Here is a 12412-nt window from a genome sequence, read left to right as displayed (position 1 = left end):
CTCTCAATTTCTTTAAAATGATTATCCGTTTATTTTAAAGTAGAGAAAGTCTACCATAAAATTTTAATTATTAATTTTCCACTTTTAGTTATAAAGTGTTCCTGCATTTAATATTGGAGTTGCCGCTTTTTCACCACACAAAACAACCATTAAATTGCTTACCATTGCTGCTTTTCTTTCATCATCAAGCTCAACGATATTATCTTCGGAAAGTTTTTTCAAGGCAAGGTCCACCATTCCCACGGCTCCTTCTACGATCTTTGTTCTTGCTGCAACAATGGCTGTCGCCTGCTGTCTCTGAAGCATAGCTCCTGCAATTTCTGATGCATAGGCCAAATGAGAAATTCGGGCTTCCTGAATCACAATTCCGGCTTTTGAAAGACGGTCTGTAAGCTCCTGCTCCAAAATAGAGTTGATTTTATCTCCTCCTTCTCTCAGAGTGATCGGAGCATGGTCATCTTCTAGGTTATCATAAGGAAAGCTCATAGCCAGATGACGCACTGCTGCTTCACTCTGCATTTTCACAAAGTCAGAATAACGTTCCACATCAAAAGCGGCCTTATACGTATCTCCTACTTTCCATACAATGACCACTGCAATTTCAATAGGATTTCCCATTTTGTCATTTACTTTCAAAGTCTGGCCCTGCAGGTTCTCGGAACGTAAAGATATTTTCTGTGATGAATACAAAGGGTTGATAAAGAACAAACCGTTCTCTTTTACACTTCCTACATATTTCCCAAAGAAGTTCAGTACTCTGGAGTGGTTAGGCTGAATAATCATTAATCCCTTCAGGAAAAAACATGAGGTAAGAAAGCAAAGCATTGCTAAAACGACGAAAGTAATACTTTGATCTACTCCGCTTATGAAGAAATAAACAGCAGCTACAAACAAGATGAGACAAATCACTAATGTCACATAGCCGGACATAGGTTTTAAGATTTTTTCCATATAAATTTAGTTTTTAATTTGATATTATTTTGATATCATAAAGATGACAATAATTTTTGAATTATAAGGGATTAATTATGATTTTTTTTGATGCGTCCTGGAATGTAGGTTTAAAGGTGTGAAATACGGATAAGCAGTATGGAAATAAAAATTGTTTTGAACTTTCCCGTCAAAAAAAAAGACAACCCAATCATTAAAGTACGGAAAGCCATAAGGAAGTTATCAGATGACAAGATACTTTTGGGAAAATTTAAATTTAAAGACTATGAAAAAATTAACGTTATCAGCGGCAATGACAATTACAGGATTGATGTTTGGGCAAATCACACTAGACAAAAATTTTGTTTCTGAAAATCTGCAAGTTTACACCAATGCTGATGAAACATTTTATTATTCGGTAGGATACGGTATGAATGAGGTAAAAATTTATAAAGCAGATTACTCTATTTACAAACAGTTTACTCCAACTGTGCCAAGTGGGTATAACATGTTTATAGATCAGTACAATAATAATTTTATATTATCTAAAAGTATTTTTAATACTGATAGTAAATTGGAAATCATTATCACATTTGAAAAATATAATCCTGCCACATCAGAAAGAGAATACATTATAAAAATTTACAATGAAGACGGAAATATAATACATGAGTTTGGTCCAAATTATAAGTTCAGTGATGAATATGATATTAACATCTATCATGACAACATCAGCAATATCAATAAACTAAGATTATTCAACCAAAATACAAATTCAACTGAAATTTATGTTTTGCCAACAACTTTGCTTTCCGCAAAAGAAATTCAGTCAAAAGCCAAACTTTCCGCTTTTCCAAACCCTGCGAATAAGATTTTAAATATAATAAATCCCGGAAAAGGGGCCAATACAATAGAAATTTATGACGGTGCTGGAAAAATTATTTTAACTCAACATTTTAATATGTCAGACAGCAGAATTTCAATTAATGTTGAAAACCTTCCTGTCGGAACTTACTTTTATCAGATAGGTGAAATGCGGTCTAAATTTATTAAGAACTAGCCTATTATTGCTTTTTGTATTTACAAAAAAATCCCGGAAAATGAATTTCCGGGATTTTGCTTTTTATATGCTGGATGTTTTATTTCTTCGTTAATGCCTTAAACTTGAAATAAGAAACGGCTGACAGGGCAATCATGGTGCCTATTCCTATGTATACCCATGCTGGTACCGGTACCGGATCTCCTGCTGCATAAGAGTGAAGTCCACTCAGGTAGTAGTTTACTCCAAAGTAAGTCATGACCATTGAGCAGAAAGCAAACATTGTTGCTACATGGAATGCCCACCTGCTTCTAAGTCCCGGAACTAATCTCATGTGAAGTACAAAAGCATATACCATGATCGAGATGAAAGCCCAGGTTTCTTTCGGGTCCCAGCTCCAGTATCTACCCCATGATTCATTGGCCCAGATACCTCCTAAGAAGTTCCCTACCGTTAAAGCAAAAAGACCGATTGTTAATGACATTTCAGAAACGATTACCAATTCTTTCAAAGTCGTATCGTGGTGTATCTTGTAGGTTCCTTTATTTGAAATAATGTAGAATACCAGAGAGATGACCGCAATAATCATGGACAAGGCAAAGAATCCGTAACTGGACGTAATGATCGCCACGTGTACAATCAGCCAATAAGACTTCAATACAGGTACAAGCGGTGTAATCTGCGGATCAAGAGCTGAACCTCCATGTGCAAATCCCATCATAATTACCGCCACCATAAATCCGGCTGCAGGAATTAATGCATTGGCATTTCTGTAAAGGATCAGACCTGCTGTAATACCTACCCATGAGATAAATATAATAGCTTCATAACCATTACTCCAAGGAGCATGCCCTGAAATATACCATCTAGCTACAAGTCCTAAGAAATGACATAAATATCCAATTAAACCAATGGCAATAATTACTTTAATTGCTTTAGTTAATACTTTATTTGATTTAAATAATTCAACAAATCCTAAGACAAGAAGAAGTCCACCAATAATCGTGTAGAAAATCAACAATTTGAAGTTGATATCTGCTTTATTCATGAATACTTCAAGATCTACTTTAGATTTTGCAGGAACTACTGCTTTCCCCCATTTCTGCTGATAGTCTGAAAGTTTTGCCAATTCTGCATCTGCTTTGCTCCAGTCTCCTGTTTTCTGAGCGGCAAGTGCTTCTGCAAAATAAGGTCCCATTACCTGTTGAGACTCCATATCCGGTTCAAATTTCTGATCCAGCCATGAATGCCAAGTGTGGTTAGCATCATTCTTCACAGGAACGATTCTCATAAACTGGCCACTGAAAAACTCGTTAAAGATCTGTACTCTTTCGTTGACAGCAATTACTTCTTTATCATAGTTAGTCTGTTCAGCCGGTTTTTTACGGAATGCGGTGTTATAATCATGCTCTAAAATATACGCAAGATTACCGTTTGCATCTGCAGGGAAAAGGTTCATCAGAGAAGTATATCCGTCTTCGTCAGCCTTGGTTTTATTTTTCAGTTCATCACCTCCTTTAGGACCAACTTTGATCATTGGAACCATTGTCCAGCTTGGTGTATCTGTATTGATTGAAAGGAACCATTGGTTGGCAGTAAGATATTTTCCGTCTGTCCCTTTGAATTTGTCTTTCTTGTATAGTTTTCTTAAAACATCCAATGCTTCGGTATTGATAGGAACAATTCTTCCTTCAAAACTTTGTACTAAAAGATACCCGAATTTATCTGCATGTTCTTCGCTGATTTTATTTCTCGCAATGATTTCATCCGGAGAAATAGATCTCATTTTACCCATCGGAGTAGCCAATGAGTTCTGCTTTGGAGCACCACCATCAAGAGGCTGAGCGTGAGTATGTGCGTCACCTTCTACATGAACGTGTTCTCTGCTTCCGTCTGTTGTACCGTGTGTCTCAATTTTCTGCGCATTCAAACCTAAACTTAAGAATAGCAGTAGAATAGCAGCAGCTTTTCCTTTTTTCTTGTTAACATCACTCAACATTTTATTTAATTTCCAGAAATGAGTTCCTTTCCAGAAGAAGATCACAAACATTCCTAAGAACAGAAGTCCATACCCGATATAGGAAATTAAAGTTCCCCAGTAGTCGTGGTTTACAGAAAGTACTGTTCCCATTCTGTCCGGATCAAAGCTTGACTGGAAGAAACGGTACCCTTTATGGTTTAGAACGTGGTTCATATAAATTTTATAAGGAGTTTCTTTACCTTCGTCAATGATTTTCACATGACTTTCATAAGCACTTGGAGATGAACTTCCCGGATACGTTTCCATTACAAAGTCATCAAGTTTTAAAGCAAATGGAGTATTATAGACTTTAGGTCCGTATCCTACCATGATGTTCAGGCCATCCATCGTAACCTGCTTGTAAGCATTTGGATTTCCTTTTTCAACAGAAAGATCAACCAGTTGCTTTGTTTTTGGCCCCTGAAGTTCAATCTGAAGCATATCCGGAACATTAGCATCTTTCTTTCTGTCTCCTTCAATAGCCATCAGTCTTCCTTTTCTAAGACCTTCAGGTACTACCAGCTTCAGTTCGTTAATGCTGTATAAACTTCTCAATGCCAACGGTTGAAATTCATCCTTCGTTGTATTTCCCGTTGCCTGCGTTGCCATAGTCATATAGCTTGCGTCTACCGGAGTTTTGATGAATAATTTTCCACCTTCATTTTTGAATTCAACCGCACCTTCAATGGCTCTGTTGAATGTCACCAATGTTCCGTTGATGGATTTTGTTTCGCCCGGTTTGATATAAATGTTCTGTCTTCCTGTATTTCCTGTAGAAACAAGGTGAAGATACTCCGCTCCATTCGGTTCAGCAACCAAGCTGTCTTTTTTTCTTTGAATGTATTCTTTAGCGGTTACTTTCACTTCTTTCCCGTGAAAGTCATAGGTTGCCTTAAAATCTTTATGCAGTGGAGACATCATATAAGAAACATCCTGATAGTTAAGAACATCTCCTTTTTCTTCGACCTGAATCTTAAAAAAGTTTTTATCCGTCACAATTTCATTGGAGGTTTCTCCTTCTCTGATGTGCATGGTACCTTCGAAACTGATGTATCTGGTAATGGCACCACCAATAAAGATAAAAATAAAGGCAAGGTGAAAAACCAGGACCGGCCATTTGTCTTTTTTCCATAGTCTGTATCTGCCGATATTTCCTATGAAGTTAAGAATAAGCAGGACCATGATCAGTTCGAACCATTTGGCCTCATAAATTAACGCTTTTGCTGTAGGAGTTCCGTAGTCGTTTTCTAAGAACGTTGCATAAGCCATTGCAAATGCATAAACCAGTAACAATACAGCCATTGTTCTGGTTGAGATAAGAATATCTTGGAGCTTCTTCATGTTTTATTGTACTTGACATGCAAAAATAAGCATGATAAACCATAAAGAGCTTAAAAAAAGCTGTTTTTTGTCATTTTGGCCCCGGTTTTGCTTATTTTGAAACATTCTTAATAAGCTCAGAAACATTAGGGAAAATTCAATTTTTAAAATTGAAAAAATAGAGATTTATAATACCTATATCCGTAATTGAAGGCTTCTATTTCATTAGTTAAAAAACAACAATATAAACAAGCCACCTGGTTAAATAAGTTTTTTTCTGATTTTACTTAAAAACTCATGAGTAATCCCTAAATAAGAGGCAACCTGCTGCTGTGTAAGCCTCTGTTCCAGACCAGGATATTTTTCTAAAAATTCCAGATAACGTTTATCAGCTGTTTTGCCCGTCAGAGAAAGAATTCTTCTTTGGAGAGCGACTGATGACTGCTGATTCATAATTCTGAAAAGCTTTTCTACCTGGGGCATAGTTTCATACAGAATATCTTTATCTTTTTTTGAAATCATCAGTACCTCACTGTCCTCGAGTGCTTCAATATTCAATGTGGAGGGAACGTTATTGATCAGGCTGTCTATATCTGTAATCCACCACCCTTCTACTGCAAAATATAAGGTCTGCTCAAATCCCTTTTCGTTAAGGTAAAAAATTTTAAAACAGCCACTCAGAACAAATCCTTCAAAAAGGCAGTGACTGCCTTCTCTTAGAACTATATCTTTCTTTTTAAATCGCATATGCTTAAAGGGAGCTTCAAACCTTTTGAAATCTTCTTCAGAAAGATCAATGTACCTGCTGATATTTTTATAAAGTAAACTAGACATGATTCTGTTTAAACAAAATAAAGATACCAATATTATTGATATCCTTATACTTCTGTATCACGTTATAGCTATTTTCCACTAATGAAGTCATTGGTACTGACGATATGGGCGTAAAGATTTCCTAAGGCAGAAATTCCCGCTAAAAAGGATCGCTGAACTTCCTGTGCTCTCACTATCTGGCCATCGAGTTCCCTGTCTATTGTTGCTGTGGCATCCCCGATAATTGTATTACTGAAACCATAGTCAAAAGCAGCTCTTGTGGTAGATTCTACACAAACATCCGTCATCATGCCGGCGATCACCAGATTTTTAACATTTTTTGAATAAAGGTATTCCAGAAGATCTGTTTCTCTGAAACTATTAGGAAAGTGCTTTGTTATAATTTTTTCATCTTTTTGCGGAGACACCAAAGCACTGATTTTCACTCCGGAGGTATCAGGAAGAAAAAATGTGGCTCCCTCATTGGTTGAAACATGCATTATATGAATCACCGGAAGATTATTTTTTCTAAAATATTCTAAAATCCGTTTTGTATTTTGTCCGGCCTTTTCAGCTCCGTGAAGTTCCATTTTCCCTCCCGGGAAGTAGTCATTTTGTACGTCGATAATTAATAATGCGGTGTTTTCCATTTTTCCTTTTTGTTGTGCGTTAATTGATAATAATGAAATTGAGGTTAGCATTACAGCCAGAATGTTTTTTAATTTATTTCTCATTTCTAAAATTTTATAGAACAAAATTACTGACCCTCAATTTCCTGACCTTTGAACTAGTTCAAAAAAACCAGAAGATTTTCTTCCGGTTTTTTTATTATCTTGCTGACGGTCTGTTATTTCCAATAGCTCCATTTCAATCCATCAAATACAGCCATAGATTTACTTATGGTATCATAACAGATCATTCCCGGATATGGACTTTTAACGTTAATGTGCGGATTTGCTATTTTAGGTAAAACAAGTGCTTTGCTGGATGATTCAAGCACCAAAATTCCGGGAGCTGCTGTTGTTGCAGCCCCTATAATAATTCTGTTCTGCCCGGGAATCTCCCCATTTGTATTGAAAACAGCACCAGCCACAGCCCCCGGATCACTCAGCGGAACCCAGACGGATTCTACGTTCATTTTTACTACTTTATCATTTTTATCCATCAGCAGCGTTCCTGCCGAAGCATTGATGGGAAGCGTTTCTACAATCGGCAATAAAATCCCTTTTGTACCATTGGACGGGAAATCCAAAAGTCCATCTCCTTCAGCCTGGCTTTTTTCAATAGCAACCTGAGCAGATAGTGCCACTACAGAAAACAATGTTATGGTTGTAATTATCTTTTTCATATTTTGTATTTTTAATCATTACAGGATCTGAAGATGCAGTTCCAGGCTGTCCCATTATATAGTTTAAAGCATTTATCTGCCGTATCATAGATCAACATCCCTTCAACAGGCAGAGCAATACTTCCCGAAGTGGTTCTGGTAATAACCATTCCTTTGTCCTTTGATTCTAAAGCTAAAAATCCATTAGGAATATTTCCCGGCCAACCGTTTTGCAGATTGGTATATCCTGAGATCCCTACTTTTGTAAAGCCATCTGGAGTTCCCGCTGCCGGATCTTTAGTACAATATGCCTGAAGATTAGTCCCGAATGTGAAATATCGGCTGTTTGGAAATGAATAATTAAATACCGCCTTACCATTTACAAAACTTGCTTCTGAAATCATTTGTACATTCTGCGTAAATGCAGCATCATCCGCTGTCATCATAAAGACCTTATCCGTAGGTGCTATTTCAGTATAGCCTGAAAGATCAGCCTGCAACCAGACAGATCCGGTATCATTTGTTTTTTGTGCCAGCCAGGTCCTTTGAATAATCTTTCCCGAAGCCACCCCAAAATTGACCAGAGGAAGTGCCTGAATATTATTATCTCCTATCAACAAGAATGTTTTATCCTGAAGAAAAGCGGCTCTGCCGGCATCAGCATTTGCTGAGACAAAATCATTAGTTGTAGCCAGTGTAAGCATGATATTATTTTCGCTATTAATACTGTTACTCACTTTTTGGTTCAATACCGACATATCGTCTTTTGCGATTCCAAAAATATTATTGTTAAAAATGGCATTAAGACTGGAATCCCAGGTAATGCTTTGATCAGACCCAAGGTAGTTTTGTGGCTGCCGTAAAGTAACCCCATACTTAACGGCAAGATAAGAATTGACCCTCTGTCTTTCTACAGCTGTCTGGGTCTCTGAATATAAAATAAACTCTCCAATTCTGTCTCCTGCCAAAGAAGTAGAACCGGAACCGCCGTCATTGTCCATTAAAAGAACCATTCCCGGATAATTATTAACAGAAGAGACATTATTTGATGGTCCACCATAGGTAAAACCATTATTATCAAAAAAATATTTTATGTCTCCGCTTACGTTGCTGTTATAGTAAGATTGTATACTTGGAGTCTCAGTTTCTACCGTATTGATCACATCTGTGCCGAAAAATACGTCACCTGATTCTTTTTCATTATAAAATTCCGGGCGGTTTGTTTTTGTTCCAAAGAAAGGGGACTGCCACACTCCTGCAACTGCGGTAGGGTTTGAACTTTGAGCCGTACCATTCATTACAAAAACGGTTCTGTAGGTTGCTGATGCTATTCTGGAAAGATGCGTATACGAAGTCAGGGACTTTGTTGAATTATCAGGAAAACCAGATGGGAATTTATATCCGGACCTATAGCCGTTGGTACTTACAATTTGTATGGCGGGATTAAAGTTAAAACCTGGAATAGATCCTGCTGAGCGATAAACCGGCCTGTCTGCTATCCCCGGATCAGCATAATAACCTGGCATTCCCTGATTGGCAATTCCATTTACGCCACCGGTTTTTTGATTCTCCCATATAGGGACTTGTGTATTGTCTGTTGTTGTGCCAGTACCCGCATCGGCTTTTACCCATATCTGCAAATTGGCGGAAACACCACCGGGAGATTGCGCCCACAGAGTACAATTACACAACAAGAATACAAAGAATAACTGCTTTCTCATTGATGTATTTTTAATGTTGTTGTCTATTTTTAAATTGCCGGATCAAGTAAAGATCTATCAATTTGTCAGAAAAGAAGGAATATGGAAAGTGATAAAATAAGATTGAATGGTATTTTTGTTTTAAGCATGAATGAATATTCCTTAAAATATTACAACCATCCGCCTAAAAAAAATCTTTTTTTAACACCTATTGTAAAGGTATAACATATTTTTCTAAAAAACCGACACATAATCAACACTATATCTTTATATTTTTCATCATTAAATTACGATACACTTCATTAAACACCATAAAAACAGATAGCTATTTTATAAAATCAATAATTTCTTTTTAAATTATTATTTTTTTTCATTTCAGTATTTTTTTAATTAGAAATTTTACTATCTTTTTTCAAGAGCTATAAATAGCCCGCCATTATAATAATTTAACAGAATCAGATTTGGATAAACAAAAAAAATAGCCTTATTTTATTTTGTGATAATGGAAAATATTTTTCAATTAAGTTTTAAATAATCGTTGTAAAGCGGGATTACCAAAATGTTTTTTGGACAAAAAAGATTCATTTAGTGTTGAAAAAACATTAAATTTGCGACATTGATATTATGGATAAAAAGACACAAAAAAAACCGACTGAATCGCCTGATAAAGGCAGAATTTTATCTAAGCCACGCATTTTTTTCGGGCTTACTTTTATACTTTTGTCTGCTGTTCTGGCCTTCTCATTCATTTCTTATTTAATGAACTGGAAAGCGGATCAAAGCCAGGCAGGAACAATGCTGGACAAAACTATACAATCTTCAAATATTTTTGGCAAGGTAGGTGATTGGCTGGGAAATATTTTCATCTTTGAAAGTATTGGTATCGCCTCATTTATTATTGCATTTTTATTTCTTGTAGTAGGAACAATGATCCTTAAGAAGAAAATTTTCAAACCATGGAAAACCATCGGTCACTCTTTATTTTTTATCTGCTGGCTTCCTATTTTTATGGGAGCACTTACCAAAGGACAGGGTGTTTTAGGAGGGGTATACGGATACCAGATCATGGATTATCTTAATTCCATCATCGGAACTGTAGGTTTATGGACAGTTTTGGCTGCAAGCATTCTTTTGTATTTTATACTTGAATTCAATCTTCGCCCAAGTTCTATTAAAGCGAAACTCAGTAAGATCAATGAAAATACCATTGGAAAGGTAAAGTCTATGATTCCTGATTCTGAGGATGATTTTGAAGCTGATGAAGAACTGAAAGAAGAAGCTGACCAATCTGAAGAGGAGCCTGCTCCCAATGTAAGAGTAAGTGAAATCAACAGTCCGGCCGGAAACAATCCTATCAATAAAATCAAAGAGCAACCAGCGGCAATTACAACCAACGGATTCTCGGAAATTTCAACTTCTGCAGAAATAGATACTATTGTTACCCCCAACCATACTTCTTTTGATGCGGAACCTAAAGAGGTGACTCAGCCGGTTAGCTTAAACCTTTCTACAAAACCAGTTGTTCCTGTTTCTACACCGGAAGAAGCATTTGACATCAGACCTTCTGTTCCATCTCCTGCTGTAACACCGCCACCTGCGCATGAAAATATTAAATTTAATATCGAAGTTGCTCCTGTTATAGATATTCTGGATGACTCGGACAGGAAATCCCAGGAACTTGTAGAAAAACACGGTTTGTATGATCATAAATTGGATTTGCCTAATTTCCATATGCCTCCGGTAGATCTATTGAGGGACTACGGCAATGAAGAGATCGCTATCAATAAGGAGGAATTAGAAGAAAATAAAAATAAAATTGTTGGACTTCTTAAGAATTTCAACGTAGGAATTGCTGAAATCAAAGCAACCATAGGGCCCACTGTTACTTTATACGAAATCGTACCAGAGGCAGGAATCCGTGTTGCGGCTATCAAAAAACTGCAGGATGATATTGCCCTGAACCTTTCTGCTTTGGGAATCAGAATTATTGCTCCAATGCCTGGAAAAGGAACAATTGGTATTGAAGTACCAAGAAAAAATCCTACAATGGTTTCTATGCGTTCGGTAATTGCTTCTCAAAAATTCCAGAATACGGATATGGATCTTCCGGTAGTTTTCGGAAAAACGATTTCCAACGAAGTTTTCATGGCCGACCTTTCAAAGATGCCTCACTTATTGATGGCGGGAGCGACAGGTCAGGGTAAATCTGTGGGAATTAACGCGATCCTTACTTCCCTTCTTTATAAAAAACACCCAAGCGAACTCAAGTTTGTCATGGTGGATCCTAAAAAAGTGGAACTTTCATTGTACTCAAAAATTGAAAGACATTATCTGGCTAAGCTTCCGGATGCAGAAGAAGCGATCATTACAGACACCAATAAAGTAATCAATACCCTGAACTCTCTGTGTATTGAAATGGACACCCGATATGATCTCCTGAAAAATGCATTCTGTAAAAACTTAAAGGAATACAATAAGAAATTCACAGAAAGAAAACTAAATCCTGAGAATGGACACCGATACCTTCCTTATATTGTATTGGTAGTGGATGAGTTTGCAGATTTGATCATGACTGCCGGAAAAGAGGTTGAATTACCAATTGCCAGACTGGCACAGCTTGCAAGAGCCGTAGGTATTCACCTTATTGTAGCTACTCAAAGACCTTCTGTAAATGTAATTACGGGTATGATTAAAGCCAACTTCCCTGCAAGAGCTGCCTTCAGAGTAATCTCCAGTGTAGACTCAAGAACGATCCTTGATTCTCCGGGAGCAGATCAGCTGATTGGTAAAGGAGATATGCTTTATTTCAATGGGAATGAGATTCTAAGACTTCAATGTGCTTTTGTAGATACCCCAGAGGTTGAAAGAATAGCAGAATTCATTGGTGAACAGAAAGGATATGCATCAGCATTCCTACTTCCCGAATATGTTTCTGAAGACTCTTCTTCAAGCTCAGCCGGTACTTTTGACCCGAACGAAAAAGATGCTCTGTTTGAAGACGCAGCAAGAATCATTGTTTCTACACAGCAGGGGTCTACCTCAATGCTTCAGAGACAGCTTAAACTGGGATACAACAGAGCAGGAAGAATTATGGACCAGCTAGAAGCGAGCGGTATTGTGGGAGGATTTAACGGAGCTAAGGCCAGAGAGGTTATCATTAGTGATCTTCATTCTTTGGAACAGTTTTTGGAAGATCTGCGTAGTTAAAGGGAAACCATCAGGTTTTGACCTTTACAGTTTTAAAATATCTAAAGATTATTAAA

Annotated in this window: 8 protein-coding genes; 2 read left to right on the top strand and 6 right to left on the bottom strand. The window is 37.1% G+C overall.

All coding sequences use genetic code 11. From position 1 onward, the window contains the following. Positions 1-84 precede the first annotated feature (84 nt). Positions 85-951, bottom strand: a complete 867-nt coding sequence (locus AC27VX_RS06905; RefSeq protein ID WP_236859103.1) for an SPFH domain-containing protein — start codon at positions 949-951, stop codon at positions 85-87. A gap of 265 nt (positions 952-1216) precedes the next feature. Between AC27VX_RS06905 and AC27VX_RS06900 the strand changes: the two genes are divergently transcribed. Continuing rightward, complete coding sequence (locus AC27VX_RS06900) at positions 1217-1990, top strand: T9SS type A sorting domain-containing protein (RefSeq protein WP_488694612.1); 774 nt, start codon at positions 1217-1219, stop codon at positions 1988-1990. Positions 1991-2069: 79 nt separating this feature from the next. Here AC27VX_RS06900 and AC27VX_RS06895 read toward each other — a convergent pair whose 3' ends face one another. The 5 genes from AC27VX_RS06895 to AC27VX_RS06875 form a co-directional block, all read right to left on the bottom strand. After that, positions 2070-5330 carry a cytochrome c biogenesis protein gene (locus tag AC27VX_RS06895; protein WP_488694610.1) on the bottom strand — a complete coding sequence of 1087 codons (3261 nt, stop codon included), beginning with the start codon at positions 5328-5330 and terminating at the stop codon, positions 2070-2072. A gap of 240 nt (positions 5331-5570) precedes the next feature. Beyond that, positions 5571-6143: a Crp/Fnr family transcriptional regulator gene (locus AC27VX_RS06890; protein ID WP_488694608.1), complete on the bottom strand. Its 573-nt coding sequence runs from the start codon at positions 6141-6143 to the stop codon at positions 5571-5573. A 68-nt stretch (positions 6144-6211) separates the two neighbouring features. After that, the gene (locus AC27VX_RS06885; RefSeq protein ID WP_488694606.1) at positions 6212-6856 is read right to left on the bottom strand and encodes a cysteine hydrolase family protein; all 645 of its coding nucleotides are present in this window, start codon (positions 6854-6856) and stop codon (positions 6212-6214) included. A 113-nt stretch (positions 6857-6969) separates the two neighbouring features. Further along, a complete protein-coding gene (locus tag AC27VX_RS06880; protein ID WP_300685455.1) occupies positions 6970-7470 on the bottom strand; it encodes a hypothetical protein in 501 nt (166 codons plus the stop codon). An 11-nt stretch (positions 7471-7481) separates the two neighbouring features. Continuing rightward, a complete protein-coding gene (locus AC27VX_RS06875; protein ID WP_488694604.1) occupies positions 7482-9170 on the bottom strand; it encodes a DUF8202 domain-containing protein in 1689 nt (562 codons plus the stop codon). Positions 9171-9773: 603 nt separating this feature from the next. On the opposite strand from AC27VX_RS06875, the gene AC27VX_RS06870 reads away from it, so the two are divergent. Further along, positions 9774-12356 (top strand): FtsK/SpoIIIE family DNA translocase, encoded by a 2583-nt coding sequence (locus AC27VX_RS06870; protein WP_488694601.1) that lies wholly within the window; start codon positions 9774-9776, stop codon positions 12354-12356. Positions 12357-12412: the final 56 nt, after the last annotated feature.

This window comes from Chryseobacterium sp. 14P4.3.2 (genome assembly GCF_057799275.1).
This window is presented reverse-complemented; position numbering and strand designations above follow the sequence as displayed.